Below are 15,156 nucleotides of genomic sequence, written 5' to 3'. Positions count from 1 at the left end.
GGCGTAGTCTCAGGTCATGAAACGTCGCTGGGTCCGCTGGTTGCCCGCTGTCGCCGTGCCGGCTGTGATCGCCGGCGGCGTGCTCATCGCTCCGCTCGCGGCAGGCGCAGCCGATCTGCCCGCGAAGACTCCCCAAGAGGTGCTCGAGCTCGTCGCGTCGAGTGACACCGAGGCGTTCTCCGGCACCATCGAGCAGAGCTCGAACCTCGGTCTTCCGTCGCTGCCGAACACCTCACCCGGTTCGGGCGGCTCAGCGAGCGGCGGGAATGACCCGGCCGATGTCGTCGAACTGCTGACCGGGTCCCACACGGGCAAGGTCTGGGTCGACGGCCCGACCAGAGTGCGGGTGCAAGTGCTCGACCAGCTCGCTGAGCGGGATGTGATCCGTAACGGGCAGGACGTCTGGCTCTACCAGTCGACCGGGCAGAAGGTCACTCACGTGACCCTGCCGTCCCGCACGTCCGAGTCGGCACCTGACGCCTCGACGCTGACGCCGTCGGCGCTCGCCCAGCGATTCCTGAAAGCCGTGGACCCGAGCACCTCTGTCACGCTCGGCAAGAACCTGTCGGTCGCCGGACGCGACGCCTACGATCTCGTGCTCACGCCCCGTACGTCCGCGACTCTGGTCGGCTCCGTGTCGATCGCGGTCGACGGCTCGACCGGGCTCCCCCTGAGGGTGCAGGTGGATGCGCGAGGCCAGAAGGACCCGGCGGTCGAGGTGGGCTTCACCCGGTTCAGCGACCAGAAGCCGGCCGCATCGGTCTTCGAGTTCACCCCGGCCGCCGGCGCCACCGTCACCGAGCAGAAGCTGCCGACGGGCGCCCACGCGAAGGTCTCGGGCGAGCATCCCAAGCCCCAAGTCACCGGAGAAGGCTGGGACGCCGTCGTGACCCTACCGGCAGGCTCGGCCCCTGCATCCCTCTCCTCGTCGCCGCTCTTCGCCCAGCTGACCAGCCGGGTCGACGGCGGGCACGCCCTCTCCACCTCGCTGGTCTCGGTGCTCATCACCGATGACGGCCGGGTGCTCGCCGGCGCGGTGCCGGTCTCCGCATTGCAGGCAGTCGCCGCGCAGTGAGTGCGCCCGCTGCCGCGATCGGGACGGATGAAGCGATCGGGACCGACGGCCTCTCCAAGAGGTTCGGTTCGCGCACCGTCGTCGACAGCATCGATCTGAGGGTGCCGCAGGGGTCCGTGTTCGGGTTCCTCGGGCCGAACGGGTCGGGGAAGACGACGACCATCAGGATGCTGCTCGGCCTCGTCGCGGCGTCGGCGGGGGAGCTCCGCCTCCTCGGCCGGCCGATGCCCGGCAGCGGATCGAGTGTCCTTCCCCGCGTCGGCGCCCTGGTGGAGGGGCCGGCTTTCGCGCCGTACCTGTCGGGGACGGCGAACCTCATGCGGCGCGACTCGGCCGACAGGTACGCATCCCCGGCCACCCGGAAGGAACGGGTGGCGAAGGCCCTCGACCGCGTCGGTCTTTCGCACGCGGCAGACCGGCGGGTGAAAGCGTATTCGCTCGGCATGAAGCAACGCCTCGGCATCGCCGGGGCGTTGCTCACGGAGCGGGACCTGCTCGTGCTCGACGAGCCGACCAACGGACTCGACCCGCAGGGCACCCGTGAAGTCCGCACGCTCATCCGGTCGCTCGCGGAAGGCGGAACGACAGTGTTCGTCTCCAGCCACCTGCTCGCGGAGATCGAGCAGATCTGCAGCCACGCGGCGATCATGCGCACCGGTCGTCTCGTCGCCCAGGGCTCGCTCGACGAGTTGCGGGCGGCGGGAGGGCCGAGGGTCCGGGTGGCGACACCGGATGCGGGCCTCGCAGCACAGGTGCTGGCACGTCTCGGGATCGGGCCGGAGGTGACGGATGACGGCACTCTCGACGGGGTGCTTCCCGATCCTGCACCCGCACCCGAGGATGTCGTGGGCGCTCTCGTCGCGGCGGGTGTCCGGGTGCGCGGATTCGCCGTGCACGCCTCGACGCTCGAAGAGCGATTCGTCGCGCTCACCGGGGAGGGCTTCGATGTCGAGCAGTGACACCCTGACCGCGCTTCCCCGGCGCACCGCGGGCTGGTCCCTGCTGTGGTCGGAACTCTCGGTCCTCTTCCGGCGGTGGCGCACCTGGGCTCTGCTCGCCGCCCTGGCCGCGGTCCCCATCCTGATCGCCGTCGCCGTCCGGATCACCGGCGGCAGCAGCTCGGGCCGCGGGCCGACGTTCCTCGACCAGATCACCGCCAACGGGCTCTTCGTCGGGTTCACGGCCCTCGTGGTCTGCGTGCCGCTGTTCCTGCCCCTCACGGTCGGCGTCGTCGCCGGTGACACCATTGCGGGCGAAGCGAGCCACGGAACCCTTCGCTACCTGGTCATCGCGCCAGCCGGCCGCGTGCGGCTTCTGGCGGTCAAGTACGCCGGGGCCGCCGCGTTCTGCCTCGTCGCAGCGCTCGTGGTGATCCTCGCCGGCTCGGTCATCGGTGCCATCCTCTTCCCGATCGGACCGGTCACCCTGCTCTCGGGCACGGTCGTCAGCGTCGGCGAGGCCTTCCTCCGCCTGCTCTACATCGCCGCGTTCGTCACCGTCTCCCTGCTCGGGCTGTGCGCGATCGGACTGTTCTTCTCGACGCTCACCGACGTGCCGGTCGGTGCGATGGCGGCCACGATCGTGCTCTCGGTGGTGTCGCAGGTGCTCGACCAGCTGCCGCAGTTGGACGCGTTGCACCCGTGGCTGTTCAGCCACTACTGGTTCGGGTTCGCCGACCTGCTGCGCGATCCGATCTCGTGGGACTCGTTGGGCAGCAACGCGCTACTCCAGCTCGGCTATTTCGCCGTCTTCGGCGCGCTGGCGGTCGGACGGTTCACGACGAAGGACATCCTGTCGTAGCCGCCCCTGATCGCCGCGCCGCTCAGGGGATCGTCTCAGCCGTGCTCTCGAGTTCCGAGCGCGGACGCTCCTTCGCGGTGGCGATCGTCACCCCGGCGGCGAGGCAGACGATCACGATTCCTGCAAGCTGCAGCGGCGTGAAGTGCTCGCCGAGGACCAGGACCCCGAACACCGTCGCGATCACGGGGCCGAAGCTCGTGATGATCGCGTAGAGCCGTGGTGGGATGCGGCGCAGGATGAACGTGTCGAGGCTGTACGGGATCGCCGACGAGAGCACCCCCGCGGCGATGAGCAGCCCGACCACCCGTCCGTCGAGCCTGCTGTAGTCGACGACGAAGAGCGCGATCGGCAGAAGAAGGATCGTCGCCACGACGCTGGCGACACTCAGCCCCTCGAGACCGGGCAGCCGCAGGGCGACCCGGCGGGTCAGCACGATGTAGGCGGCCCAGGATGCCGCGGCCGTCAGGGCCAGCAGAACGCCGATCGGGTCGATCTCGCCTGCCGTGCCGGTCAGGAGCACGACTCCCGCTGCGACGACGACGGCGCAGATCACGTCGAGCGGCCGGCGCGAGCCCGCGAGCGCCAGAGCGAACGGTCCGATGAATTCGATGGTCGCGGCGATCCCGAGTCCCAGGATGCCCACGGCCTCGTAGAAGCTCAGGTTCATCGCGGCGAGCACCACACCGAGTGCGAGCGCCGGCCACAGGCGCTGCCAGGTCAGCTCCGAGCGCTTGGGTCGGTAGAAGGGCAGGACGGCGATCGCGGTGATCACCTGACGCACGGCGACGACCACCACGGAGCCGACGATGGGGATGAGCAGCCCGGCGATCGAGGAGCCGAAGTTGATGCTGACCTCGGTGGCGACCTGGGTACTCGCCCCGACGAGCGAACGACGCGTGGTGCTGTCGCTCGGGTGGGTCACGCTTCGAGCTTAGGGCGTCAGTGCTCGGCCTCGTACCGCATGATCGCCCGAATGGTGGACGGACGGCGCACCAGCCGGAATCCCGCCGAGTCGAACAGCGAGACCGTGCCGTGATACCGCTCGGCGTTCGAGAGCGACGGCCGCACCCCGGGGTCGACGGGGTAGCCCTCGACGATCGTCGCGCCGCGACTCAGGGCGTAGTCGATCGCGCCCTGCAGCAGCGCCCGGGCGACACCTCGCTTGCGGTACTCGAGACGGACGACGAAGCAGGTGACCGCCCAGGGATCGGCGGGGTCGTCGCCGACCCGCTTCGTGATCGGCGAGCGCGCGAGACCCGGATACGACGAGTACGGTTCGACGGCCGCCCAGCCGACCGGCTCGCCGTCGATCCAGGCGACCACCCCGGGCGGGGGATCGTGGTCGAGACTCTCGTGAAGACGCTCGGCTCTCGCCTCCGTCGTCGTCTCCCGGAACGCAGCGCCGGAGAGCTTGAACCACTGGCACCAGCATCCGGACGGGTCGCCGCGCTCGCCGAAGACCTCTTGAAGCTCGGGCCACAGCGCCGCGCTGACGGGTTCGACCGTGATCGTCTCATCGGGCATACCCACCAACTTAGCGAGAGCGCAGCACTCCGGCGAGGAGGCTCGGATGCTCGACATGCCCGAAATGTCCGGTGCCCGGTACGACGATCGCCCGGAATCCGGGGATGATCGCGGCGAGCCGGGCATCGTCGTCGCGGCCGACGAACACATCGTCGTCGCCGTGCCACGCGACCACGGTGCACCGGATCCGCGCCCAGCGCTCGGCTGCCGGGTACGTCCGCGAGCTCTGCATCGCCCGCACGAAGGCGCCGGGACGCAGATCGCGGGCCAGGTCGTGCACGGCGTCGCGGTCGACCTTCGTGAACAGAGGTGACGTGAGAAGCGGGAGGATGCCGACGCGGTCGAGCAACCGCACGAAGGGGGCGGCGAGTGGACCGAGCAGCAGAAGGAGGCGCATCCCGCACAGCAGCCCGATCAGCGCCGGGTAGTGCACGAACCGGCCGAACGCCCCGAGCTCGGCACCCCGTGCCCCGAGCGTCGTGGCGGAGACCAGCGCCACCGACGTGGTCGCGTCGGGTTCCTGGGCGGCGAGCTCGAGTGCGACGAAGCCGCCGAGCGAGTGCCCGACGACGCGCCACCGGCGGTAGCCGAGCGAGCGGGCGACGGTCGCGACCGTCTCGGCGAGGCCGCCGGCATCCAGGGTGGCCAGGTCGTCGACGGGAGAGTCACCCCAGCCGGGCAGGTCGGGGATCACCAGGTCGCGCACCGCGCCACTCGCCTCAGCGGCCGCGATCGTCGTGCGCCACGTCGACCACGAGCCCGCCGCACCGTGCAGCAGGATCGTCGCTGTGTCAGATTCCCGGGCGCTGTGGCGAACCGTGACGGGCGCTAGCCGGGTAGGCACTGTCGATCTGTCCATGCCCCTTGTTCGGAGCGGACGCCCGCGTAGGATTCCCCCAGGAGCAGCTTGGAGGAATTCGATGAGAACTCGCACCACCGCTGGACTGGCCCCCGAGACACTCGATCGACTGGATGCCTGGTGGCGTGCCGCCAACTATCTCTCGGTCGGTCAGATCTACCTTCTGGACAACCCGTTGCTTCGTGAACCGCTCACGCGCGACCACATCAAGCCGCGGTTGCTCGGCCACTGGGGAACCACACCCGGACTGAACTTCATCTACGCCCACCTCAACCGGGTGATCCAGGAGCGGGATCTGGACACGATCTTCGTCGCCGGCCCGGGCCACGGGGGACCGGGGGTGGTGGCGAGCGCGTATCTCGACGGAACCTACCGCGAGATCTACAGCACCATCGACAGATCCGAGGAGGGACTGCGCAAACTCTTCCGCCAGTTCTCGTTCCCCGGGGGCATCCCGAGTCACGCGGCACCCGAGACGCCCGGGTCGATTCATGAGGGCGGCGAGCTCGGCTACTCCCTCTCGCACGCGTACGGCGCCGCCTTCGACAATCCGAACCTGCTGGTCGCGGCGGTCGTCGGCGACGGCGAGGCCGAGACGGGTCCGCTCGCCACGGCGTGGCACTCGAACAAGTTCCTCGACCCGGCGACGGATGGGGTCGTGCTGCCGATCCTGCACCTCAACGGGTACAAGATCGCGAACCCGACGGTGCTGGCGCGCATCCCGGAGTCCGAGCTCCTCGACCTCATGCGCGGCTACGGGTACACGCCCTACCTGGTCTCGGGCGGGTTCGACGGCGAAGACCCCCGCGCGGTGCACGAGAGGATGGCCGCGACGCTGGACGAGATCCTCGACCAGATCGCCGGCATCAAGCGGGCGGCCGAGGCGGGCGACCTCACCGATCGTCCCGCCTGGCCCATGCTCATCCTGCGCACTCCGAAGGGCTGGACCTGCCCCGCCGTGATCGACGGGCATCCGGCGGAGAACAACTGGCGCTCCCATCAGGTGCCGTTGGCGGATGCGCGCGACACCGAGGCGCACACCCGGCTGCTGGAGAGCTGGCTGGCCTCCTATCGGCCGGACGAGCTGTTCGACGACGCGGGTGCGCCGCTGCCCCTGACCACGGCCCTCGCACCGGTGGGGGAGCGGCGGATGAGCGCCAACCCCGTCGCCAACGGCGGAATCCTGCGCAAGCAGCTGCGACTGCCCGACTTCCGCGACTATGCGGAGGACGTGCCCTCGCCGGGTGAGACCGTGGCCGAGGCGACCAAGGTGCTCGGCGAGTGGCTTCGCGATGTGATCGTCGCGAATCCGGACAACTTCCGGCTGTTCGGACCCGATGAGGTCGCATCGAACCGGCTGCAGGCGGTCTTCGAGGTGACGAACAAGCAGTGGGATGCCGAACGCCTGCCGATCGACGACGACAACCACCTGGCACCGGCGGGTCGAGTGATGGAGGTGCTGAGCGAACATCAGTGCCAGGGCTGGCTCGAGGGATACCTGCTCACCGGGCGCCACGGCGTGCTCACCTCGTACGAGGCCTTCATCCACATCGTCGACTCGATGTTCAACCAGCACGCGAAATGGCTGAAGACGTCGCGGCAACTCGAGTGGCGGCGCCCGGTCGCGTCCCTCAACTACCTGCTCAGCTCGCACGTCTGGCGGCAGGACCACAACGGCGCATCCCATCAGGACCCCGGATTCATCGACCACGTCATGAACAAGAAGGCCGACGTGGTGCGGGTCTACCTTCCGTTCGATGCCAACACGCTGCTGTCGACCTACGATCACTGCCTCCGCACAGTCGACTACGTCAACGTGGTCGTCGCAGGAAAGCAGCCGGCGCCGAACTGGCTGACGATGGACGAGGCGATTGCGCACTGCACGCGCGGAATCGGCATCTTCGAGTGGGCGGGCACCGAGCGGCGCGGAGAAGAACCGGATGTGGTGCTCGCCGCTGCGGGCGACATCCCGACACTCGAAGTGCTCGCGGCCGCGTCGATCCTGCGCCACCGGCTGCCGGAGCTCAAGGTCCGGGTGGTCAACGTCGTGGACCTGATGCGGCTGCAGAGCGAGGGCGAGCATCCGCACGGTCTGGCCGACTCGGAGTACGACGCGATCCTCACGGCGGACAAGCCCGTGATCTTCGCGTACCACGGCTATCCGTGGCTGATCCACCGGCTGACCTACCGACGCCACGGGCACGACAACCTGCACGTGCGCGGCTACAAGGAGGAGGGCACGACGACGACTCCGTTCGACATGGTGATGCTCAACGATCTCGACCGGTACCGCCTGGTGATCGACGTGCTCGACCGTGTACCCGGTCTCGCTTCCCGCGAGGGCGCCTTGCGGCAGGAGATGCAGGACGCACGGCTCCGGGCGCGCCAGTACACGCGTGAGCACGGCGAGGACATCCCCGAGGTCGCGGAGTGGTCGTGGGGCGGCGGAGAGCGCACGACCCGGTTCGACACCACCGGCGGCGACAACGACTGACGGCGGCTGGGTGCCGGCAGCCCGTTCCAGACGGGCGTGTCAGCCCTTCTAGACGGGCGTCGCCGTGGCCGGGTCGACGGGCGTGAGGGTGGGGATCTTGGCAATGCGCCCGTCGCCGGACGAGCGACCGGTCAGCCGCCGCCCGATCCACGGCAGCACATACCGGCGGTAGTAGTCCAGCGTGCGTCGCGCGCCCGGTCCGTCAGGCGCGGCGGCGACCTCCTCGACGCCCCACTCGGGCGGCACCGGGACGTCGAACGCTGTCAGCACGTTGCTGGCGACGCGGGCGTGACCGAGCGCGTTGAGATGCAGGCGGTCCGCCGACCAGTAGCGGAGGTCCCGCAGGCCGGTGTCGGCCCAGTTGTCGACGAAGGTCGCGTTCTCTCGCGGCAGGAACGCCCGCACCTCGGCCGCGAGTTCGTCGCCACGGCGGGCGACCAGACCGCCCATCGGCAGGTGGTCGCTCGGGTTGCCCCCGGACAGCAAAAGCATGTGGATGCCGGCACCGGTCACCCGGTCCATCGCCTGTTCGAGCTGACGCGCCACCGACACCGTCGACACCTTGGGCCGCATGATGTCGTTCCCGCCGCCGTTCAGGCTGATCAGCTGCGGGGCCTGCGCGATCGCCGGCTCGAGCTGCTCGGCCAGGAGCGGCCCGAGCTTGCGGCCGCGGATCGCGAGATTGGCGTAGCGCACCGGCTCCGCCGTGGTCTTCGCTGCCGCGAGGGCGAAGCCGACCGCGACGAAGTCCGCCCATCCGCGCACCCGACCATCGGGCAGGTCGTCGCCGAGACCCTCGGTGAAACTGTCGCCGACGGCGATGTAGCTGGAGAACATCCTTCAACCGTACCTTCGCCTGAGTACCATGGGCGGCACACCGAACGAAGGAGTTTCAGGATGCAGCGGATCACCCCCTTCCTCTGGTTCGACGACCAGGCGGAACAAGCGGCCGAGTTCTACGTCTCCCTGTTCCCGAATTCGCGCATCCTCGAAGTGGTCAGGTACGGGGATGACGCCCCCGGACAGGCGGCCGGCGTCACGACGGTTCGCTTCGAACTCGAGGGCGTCGAATTCGAAGCCCTCAACGGCGGACCGACCTTCACCTTCACCGAGGCCTTCTCGCTCTACACCTCGGCGGACACCCAGGAGGAGATCGACCGGCTCTGGGATGCGCTCATCGCCGACGGCGGAGAGCCCAGTCAGTGCGGCTGGCTGAAAGACAGGTGGGGGCTGTCGTGGCAGATCGTCCCGAACCGCCTCGGGGAACTGCTGGCCGATCCCGACCCCGAACGTGCGCGCCGGGCGATGCAAGCGATGCTCGGGATGGGCAAGCTCGACATCGCCGCGCTGGAAGCCGCAGCAAACGGCTGACCTGCCGGTGAGCCCGCGCCGTCAGTCGCCGAGCAGGGTGCGCCAGGCGATCAGATGCTCGACCGTGACTCCGCCATAGCCGGGGGTCGAGGCGAAGGAGCTCCGCACCCGCGCCGTTTCCGTCTCGAGTGCACCCGCGCTGTCGTCTCCGAACGTGTACTGCGCCCCGCCGGCCACCTCGGGGGAGTCCGTCTCCACTCCGATCGTGAACGGCACCCCGGCGGCGCTCGCCGCGGTAACCGCCGGTTGCGAGAGTGCGACGATTCCGTCCGATCCGGCCGCGTGGTCGGAGAACGCGACGATCGCCACGCTCTGCAGGTGCGGCAGGATCGCATCGAAGGCCGTGCCTGAGCCGTACGGCTTCGCGGCCAGCCACCACGGGAGGTCAGCGCCGATCGGAACCCCGTTCGCAACCTGTTCGGCCGCGTCGATCATCACTGTGTACTGCGACACGATGGCCCCGAGGTCGGGATCCGGCACGCCGGCCCAGGGCTCGACATCGAACTGGATGCCGTCGAAGGATGCGGTGGCCAGCGCATCCGACACCCACTGTGCAGCGAGCGATGGCTGCGTCGCCCAGCCGGCGTCGCCACCGAGCGCCGAGACGGAGATGCCCGCGGCGTGGAGGGCATCCACGGCCTCGGGGAGCCAGGTGGCGAACTCGCCCTGGTTCGCTGCCCACGGAACGGACAGGTAGACCGAACGCAGCCCGTGCTCCCGGGCGAAGGCGACAAGGGCTCCCGGTTCGAACTCGCGTTGGCCGAGCCCCCGCGCATCCGTCGCCGGATCGATCGGGTTTCCCCACGCCCACATGCTGGTGATCGCCGACGGGGCGGACCCCTCGGTCGAGGCGTTGACGGCCTCAGCCGACGGGGCCACGGCACCGGAGGCGAAGGTCACGGCAGCGGCGACCGCGAGCGATGCGCACGCGAAGACTGTTGCGACCCGTCGTGCCGGCATAGCGAACCTCTCCGAAAGAAGCTGCCAGGGTCGGGTCTGCAGCCCTCACATCGTGTCACAACCGCGCGGTGCGCCGTCACACCAGTTCGGGGGCGGTTCAGTCGCGCCAGCCCAGGGCGGGCGCGATCTGGGTGTTGATCGTCTCGAGCAGGTGGGCGTTGTAGTCGACGCCCAACTGGTTCGGCACGGTCACGAGCACCGTGTCGGCCTCCTGCACGGCCTTGTCGTCGCGCAGCTCGGCCACGATCTGCTCGGGTTCGCCGACGTAGGACTTTCCGAAGCGGGCTATGCCGCCGTCGAGGTAGCCGATCTGGTCGTCGCGCTCGCCGAGCGCCGAGGCGCCGAAGTACTTGCGGTCGAGGTCGGAGACGATCGGCAGGATGCTGCGGCTGACGGACACGCGCGGCTCGCGCTCCCAGCCCGCCTCCTTCCACGCCTCGCGGAAGAGGTCGATCTGCTCCGCCTGGAGGTCGCCGAAGGGAACGCCGGTGTCTTCGCTGAGCAGCGTCGAACTCATCAGGTTCATGCCCTGCTGAGCCGTCCACACCGCCGTCTGGCGAGTGCCGGAGCCCCACCAGATCCGGTCGGTGAGACCGGGCGACTGCGGCTGGATTGCAAGACCCCCGGTCGATCCGGTCATCTTCGGGTCGGCATTCGCGACGGCGACGCCCTCGATCGCAGCGCGGAACAGGGCGGTGTGCGCCCGCGCCAGGTCCGCATCCGTCTCACCGTCGCCGGGGATGAAGCCGAACGACTCGGAGCCGCGGAGAGCCGTCTCGGGTGACCCCCGGCTCACGCCGAGCTGCAGGCGGCCGGCGCTGATCAGATCGGCGGCCGCGGCATCCTCGGCCATGTAGAGCGGGTTCTCGTAGCGCATGTCGATCACCGCCGTGCCCAGCTCGATCCGGCTCGTGCGGGCGGCCATGGCCGCGAGCAGTGGGAACGGCGACGCGAGCTGCCGGGCGAAATGGTGCACCCGCACGTACGCTCCGTCGATGCCGAGCTCTTCCGCGGCCACGGCGAGCTCGATCGTCTGGAGCAGCGCGTCGGAGGCCGTGCGGGATACCGAGCCGGGGATCGGCTGCCAGTGGCCGAACGAGAGGAATCCGATGCGTTTCACGATCACTCCAAGCTGAGCGGCGGCCGCGGTATTCCGTCTCCGCGGCCGCCGTGCTCGATCAGGCCGGGCGGTGCTCCGGCGAGACGGTCAGCGCCGGGTCGGTCTCGGCGACGTCACCGACGGCGATGTCGATGCGGGCAAGCACATCCGCCGACAGCTTCACTCCGGCAGCCGCCGCGTTCGAGGCGACCTGCTCGGGGCGGGATGCTCCGACGATGGCTCCGGCGACGTTCGGGTTCTGAAGAACCCATGCGACCGCCAGCTGCGCCATGGTGACGCCGAGCTCGTCGGCGATCGGCTGCAGCTTCTGCACGGCCGTGAGCACGTCGTCGCGCATGAAACTCTTGATCGCATTGGCGCCGCCCTTCTCGTCGGCTGCGCGGCTGCCGGCCGGCGCGTCGCCGCCCGGCTGGTACTTGCCGGTCAGCACGCCCTGGGCGACCGGCGACCAGACGATCTGCGAGATGCCGAGTTCACCCGAGGTGGGAACGACATCCTTCTCGATGACCCGCCAGAGCATGTTGTACTGCGGCTGGTTCGAGATGAGCTGCACGCCGAGGTCCGTGGCGAGCGCGTGGCCCGCGCGGAGCTGCTCGGCATTCCACTCCGAGACGCCGATGTAGAGCGCCTTGCCGGCTCGCACCACATCCGCGAACGCCTGCATGGTCTCTTCGAGCGGGGTCTCGTTGTCGTAGCGGTGCGCCTGGTACAGATCGACGTAGTCGGTGCCGAGACGCTGCAGCGAACCGTCGATCGACTCGAGGATGTGCTTGCGCGAGAGACCGACGTCGTTGTGTCCCTTCGGACCGGTCGGCCAGTAGACCTTCGTGAAGATCTCGAGCGACGCGCGGCGCTGACCCTTCAGGGCGTCGCCGAGCACCTGCTCTGCGGCGGTGTTCGCGTACGCGTCCGCGGTGTCGAACGTGGTGATGCCCGCGTCGAGCGCTGCGTTGACGCTCTTGGTCGCGATGTCGTTCTCGACCTGGGAACCGTGGGTGAGCCAGTTGCCGTAGATGATCTCCGAGATCTTGAATCCGCTGTTTCCGAGGTATCTGAATTCCATGACTCAACGCTATTCCATGTCTCATCGCTGCGCTGTCGGGCGCCCGTGAGAAGCTGAGAGAGTGGGAAGGGCTGACGGCAGTGACAGGCGGGTGACCACCGCCCCTATCGACGACTCCACCGCCACGATCCTCCACGTCGACATGGATGCGTTCTTCGCATCGGTCGAACTGCTCGACCACCCCGAAGCGCGCGGCAAGCCGGCGATCGTCGGGCATCCGGGGCCTCGCTCGGTCGTCACCAGTGCAACGTACGAGGCGCGCAAGTTCGGCGTGCGCTCGGCGATGCCGATGACCCAAGCCCTGCGGTTGTGCCCGAACGCCATCATCCTGCCGCCCCACATGAACAAGTACCGCGAGTACTCGAAGCAGGTCATGGCGATCTTCTCGGAGGTCACACCCCTCGTCGAGCCGCTGAGCATCGACGAGGCGTTCCTGGATGTCGCCGGTGCGCGGAGGCTGCTCGGGTCGCCGCGGCGCATCGCCGAGCTCATCCGCGCGCGCGTGTTCGCTGAGACCGGTCTGCCGTGTTCGGTCGGGGCGGCGTCCACCAAATTCGTCGCCAAGCTCGCGTCGGGGCGCGCCAAGCCGAACGGGCTGCTCGTCATCCCGCAATCGGAGACACTCGCCTATCTTCGGCCCCTGCCGGTGGGCGCCCTGTGGGGTGTCGGGGCGAGCACGCAGGAGGCGCTGCAGCGGATGGGTCTGCGAACGGTCGGCGATCTCGCCGATGCGCCCCTGCACCTGCTGCAGAAGACCGTCGGCGACGCGTCCGGACGCAAGCTGCACGAGCTGGCCAACGGCCGGGACGCCCGCGACGTCACCGTGGAGTCGCGCGAGAAGAGCGTCGGGCACGAGATGACGTTCGAGCAGGATGTGTCCGACCCCGACCGCCTGCGCCGGGAGTTGCTGCGCCTCTCGAATCAGGTCGGCGCCCGCCTGCGGAGCCACGAGCTCGTCGGCCGCACAGTGGCGCTCAAGATCCGGTTCTCGGACTTCCGCACCATCGCCCGGTCGCGCACCCTCGGCGAGTCCACCAACGTGGGCCGCCGCATTTTCGAGGAGGCGTGGCAGGTCTACGAAGGGCTCGACCTCGGGCGCACCCCGATCCGGCTGATCGGCGTGCGCATGGAGCAGCTGGCCGAGAGCGGCGGTAGTCGACTCGCCCTCTGGGATCCGGACGAGGAGTGGCGTGAGACCGAGCGGACCCTGGACGCCGTGAGCGCCCGATTCGGTCGAGGCATGATCGGACCCGCGTCCCTCGTGAAGCCGGGCCGCGATGCCGACGAAGCGGCGGAGGACGGACGCAATCCGAGGTGGATCAGCGACTGACGGCTGACGGTGGGTGACGTTCCTCCACAGGTGGTGCGGTTTGGGAGTTGTCCACAGGTAAATGGCTGATCAGGTGCTGTTTTGTCGGGTTGGAATGTCGGTGGGTCGTGATGGACTTGACGCATGACCACCACTCCTGACCCGGCCGCCGTGTTGCGGGATGCGCTCGCCTCCTTCAGCACGCCAGCCGGGCTGGGTCGGGACGAGCTGTTGGACCTGTTGACCGTGTTGGGTGATGTGCAAGCGGTCCTGGATGCGGTGAAGCTGCGGGCGGCCGGGGAACTGGTGGCCCGGTCGGTGCTGGCCACGGAGGAGAACCCGGTGACCCGGTGCGGGCACAGCAGCCCGGCGGTGTTGCTGGCGGAGCGGTGGCAGCTCCCGGTCCCCGCCGCCCGACAGTACTGCCTCGTCGGGGACGCCACCGCACCCCGGATGAGCCTGGCCGGAGAAGTCCTGCCGGCGACATTCCCAGTCCTGGCTGATGCCGTATCCGCACCCGTCGACACGCCCTCTGTCGGTTGGGTGAGTGTGGACCAGGCGGCGGTGATCGTCCGCGAACTAGGCAAAGCCGCACCCTCCTGCACAGTTAGCGACCTGGCCGCGGGGGAACGGATACTGGTGGAACACGCGCCGAGTCTGACCGTCACCGACCTCCGTGCGTTGGCCGGGCAGGTCCGCGACCGGCTGGACCAAGATGGAATCCTGCCCCGGGAGCACCGACAAAAACAACGCCGGTCGTTGACGATCAGCACCACCAGTGATGGGATGACCCACCTCGACTGGTACCTCGACCCGGAATCCGCCGGGTATGTGATCACCGCCATCGACACGTTGGTCGGACACGAACTCCGGAAAGTACGATTCCACGATGCAGGCGCCGCCACCGACACGGATGGTGATGATGTGCTGGAGTCTCGGACTATGGCGCAGATCCGGTCCGACGCCGCCGTGGACGTGTTCCGCCACCTCGCCACCTGCACCGCAACCGGAGTGAACAGCAAGCCACCGGTCACGGTGATCGTGCGCATCCCCCTGGACACGTTGCAGTCCGGGGTCGGTGCCGGTGAGATCGACGGGATCTCCACCCCGGTCAGTGCCGGCACGATCCGGCGGATGGCCGCCGACGCCCACCTCATCCCCACCATCCTCGGAACCCACAGCGAAGTCCTCGACCTCGGCCGCAGCCATCGCCTCTTCACCCGGGCACAGAAACTCGCCCTGGCCGAACGCGACGGGGGTTGCGCCTGGACCGGCTGCCCCCACCCACCCGCCTACACCGAAGCCCACCACATCCGCTGGTGGGACAACCACCACGGCCGCACCGACCTGGCCAACGGCATCCTGTTATGCAGCCGCCACCACCACCGCATCCACCACGACAACTGGCACATCCACGTCCACAACAACATCCCCTACTTCACCCCACCACCCCACATCGACCCCCACCAACAACCACGACCCGGCGGACGAATACGAATACCCCACGCCGCATGAACCCGCGCCACACGCTGTCAGTCACAACGCGCAGAAGCACGTGCGCTGCGCCTTCACAAAAAGCGG

Annotated in this window: 14 protein-coding genes; 7 read left to right on the top strand and 7 right to left on the bottom strand. The window is 68.9% G+C overall.

Features of this window, described 5'->3' with window-relative positions; all coding sequences use genetic code 11:
- The first annotated feature begins 16 nt into the window (after positions 1–16).
- The 3 genes from ACFVV0_RS14970 to ACFVV0_RS14960 are packed head-to-tail and all read left to right on the top strand — an operon-like array spanning position 17 to position 2,875.
- Complete coding sequence (locus ACFVV0_RS14970; protein WP_387064614.1) at positions 17–1,075, top strand: outer membrane lipoprotein carrier protein LolA; 1,059 nt, start codon at positions 17–19, stop codon at positions 1,073–1,075.
- Complete coding sequence (locus tag ACFVV0_RS14965; RefSeq protein ID WP_387064611.1) at positions 1,072–2,034, top strand: ABC transporter ATP-binding protein; 963 nt, start codon at positions 1,072–1,074, stop codon at positions 2,032–2,034. Before ACFVV0_RS14970 ends, ACFVV0_RS14965 begins: the two co-directional genes overlap by 4 nt.
- Positions 2,021–2,875, top strand: coding sequence for an ABC transporter permease (locus ACFVV0_RS14960; protein WP_387064608.1), 855 nt, complete (start codon positions 2,021–2,023; stop codon positions 2,873–2,875). Before ACFVV0_RS14965 ends, ACFVV0_RS14960 begins: the two co-directional genes overlap by 14 nt.
- A gap of 22 nt (positions 2,876–2,897) precedes the next feature.
- Here ACFVV0_RS14960 and ACFVV0_RS14955 read toward each other — a convergent pair whose 3' ends face one another.
- The 3 genes from ACFVV0_RS14955 to ACFVV0_RS14945 are packed head-to-tail and all read right to left on the bottom strand — an operon-like array spanning position 2,898 to position 5,258.
- Positions 2,898–3,797 carry a DMT family transporter gene (locus ACFVV0_RS14955; protein ID WP_387064605.1) on the bottom strand — a complete coding sequence of 300 codons (900 nt, stop codon included), beginning with the start codon at positions 3,795–3,797 and terminating at the stop codon, positions 2,898–2,900.
- 17 nt (positions 3,798–3,814) lie between these two features.
- Positions 3,815–4,399 (bottom strand): GNAT family N-acetyltransferase, encoded by a 585-nt coding sequence (locus ACFVV0_RS14950; RefSeq protein WP_387064602.1) that lies wholly within the window; start codon positions 4,397–4,399, stop codon positions 3,815–3,817.
- A gap of 10 nt (positions 4,400–4,409) precedes the next feature.
- Entirely contained in the window at positions 4,410–5,258 is an 849-nt protein-coding gene (locus tag ACFVV0_RS14945) for an alpha/beta fold hydrolase (RefSeq protein WP_387064598.1), read from the bottom strand.
- Positions 5,259–5,319: 61 nt separating this feature from the next.
- Between ACFVV0_RS14945 and ACFVV0_RS14940 the strand changes: the two genes are divergently transcribed.
- Complete coding sequence (locus tag ACFVV0_RS14940) at positions 5,320–7,752, top strand: phosphoketolase (protein ID WP_387064595.1); 2,433 nt, start codon at positions 5,320–5,322, stop codon at positions 7,750–7,752.
- A 48-nt stretch (positions 7,753–7,800) separates the two neighbouring features.
- Here the strand turns inward: ACFVV0_RS14940 and ACFVV0_RS14935 are convergent, their stop codons facing one another.
- A complete protein-coding gene (locus ACFVV0_RS14935; RefSeq protein WP_387064592.1) occupies positions 7,801–8,589 on the bottom strand; it encodes an SGNH/GDSL hydrolase family protein in 789 nt (262 codons plus the stop codon).
- Positions 8,590–8,649: 60 nt separating this feature from the next.
- Between ACFVV0_RS14935 and ACFVV0_RS14930 the strand changes: the two genes are divergently transcribed.
- Complete coding sequence (locus ACFVV0_RS14930; protein WP_387064589.1) at positions 8,650–9,123, top strand: VOC family protein; 474 nt, start codon at positions 8,650–8,652, stop codon at positions 9,121–9,123.
- 21 nt (positions 9,124–9,144) lie between these two features.
- Here the strand turns inward: ACFVV0_RS14930 and ACFVV0_RS14925 are convergent, their stop codons facing one another.
- From ACFVV0_RS14925 to ACFVV0_RS14915, 3 genes are all read right to left on the bottom strand, one after another.
- The gene (locus ACFVV0_RS14925; protein WP_387064586.1) at positions 9,145–10,083 is read right to left on the bottom strand and encodes a hypothetical protein; all 939 of its coding nucleotides are present in this window, start codon (positions 10,081–10,083) and stop codon (positions 9,145–9,147) included.
- Between the two features lie 97 nt (positions 10,084–10,180).
- Positions 10,181–11,209: an LLM class flavin-dependent oxidoreductase gene (locus tag ACFVV0_RS14920; protein WP_387064584.1), complete on the bottom strand. Its 1,029-nt coding sequence runs from the start codon at positions 11,207–11,209 to the stop codon at positions 10,181–10,183.
- Between the two features lie 52 nt (positions 11,210–11,261).
- Positions 11,262–12,266 (bottom strand): aldo/keto reductase family protein, encoded by a 1,005-nt coding sequence (locus ACFVV0_RS14915; protein WP_387064581.1) that lies wholly within the window; start codon positions 12,264–12,266, stop codon positions 11,262–11,264.
- A gap of 61 nt (positions 12,267–12,327) precedes the next feature.
- Here ACFVV0_RS14915 and dinB point away from each other — a divergent pair, with 61 nt between their 5' ends.
- On the top strand, positions 12,328–13,596 hold the full coding sequence (gene dinB, locus ACFVV0_RS14910; protein WP_387064578.1) for a DNA polymerase IV: 1,269 nt from the start codon (positions 12,328–12,330) through the stop codon (positions 13,594–13,596).
- Positions 13,597–13,719: 123 nt separating this feature from the next.
- A complete protein-coding gene (locus tag ACFVV0_RS14905) occupies positions 13,720–15,090 on the top strand; it encodes a DUF222 domain-containing protein (protein WP_387064575.1) in 1,371 nt (456 codons plus the stop codon).
- Positions 15,091–15,156 lie beyond the last annotated feature (66 nt).

Origin of the sequence: Leifsonia sp. NPDC058230 (assembly GCF_042882245.1) — a bacterium.
GTDB lineage: Bacteria > Actinomycetota > Actinomycetes > Actinomycetales > Microbacteriaceae > Leifsonia.
This window is presented reverse-complemented; position numbering and strand designations above follow the sequence as displayed.

Coding starts and splice junctions, on each gene's coding strand:
- ACFVV0_RS14970 (WP_387064614.1), top strand. CDS start 17: ATGAAACGTCGCTGGGTCCGCTGGTTGCCCGCTGTCGCCGTGCCGGCT.
- ACFVV0_RS14960 (WP_387064608.1), top strand. CDS start 2,021: ATGTCGAGCAGTGACACCCTGACCGCGCTTCCCCGGCGCACCGCGGGC.
- ACFVV0_RS14950 (WP_387064602.1), bottom strand. CDS start 4,399: ATGCCCGATGAGACGATCACGGTCGAACCCGTCAGCGCGGCGCTGTGG.
- ACFVV0_RS14945 (WP_387064598.1), bottom strand. CDS start 5,258: ATGGACAGATCGACAGTGCCTACCCGGCTAGCGCCCGTCACGGTTCGC.
- ACFVV0_RS14940 (WP_387064595.1), top strand. CDS start 5,320: ATGAGAACTCGCACCACCGCTGGACTGGCCCCCGAGACACTCGATCGA.
- ACFVV0_RS14935 (WP_387064592.1), bottom strand. CDS start 8,589: ATGTTCTCCAGCTACATCGCCGTCGGCGACAGTTTCACCGAGGGTCTC.
- ACFVV0_RS14930 (WP_387064589.1), top strand. CDS start 8,650: ATGCAGCGGATCACCCCCTTCCTCTGGTTCGACGACCAGGCGGAACAA.
- ACFVV0_RS14925 (WP_387064586.1), bottom strand. CDS start 10,083: ATGCCGGCACGACGGGTCGCAACAGTCTTCGCGTGCGCATCGCTCGCG.
- ACFVV0_RS14915 (WP_387064581.1), bottom strand. CDS start 12,266: ATGGAATTCAGATACCTCGGAAACAGCGGATTCAAGATCTCGGAGATC.
- ACFVV0_RS14905 (WP_387064575.1), top strand. CDS start 13,720: ATGACCACCACTCCTGACCCGGCCGCCGTGTTGCGGGATGCGCTCGCC.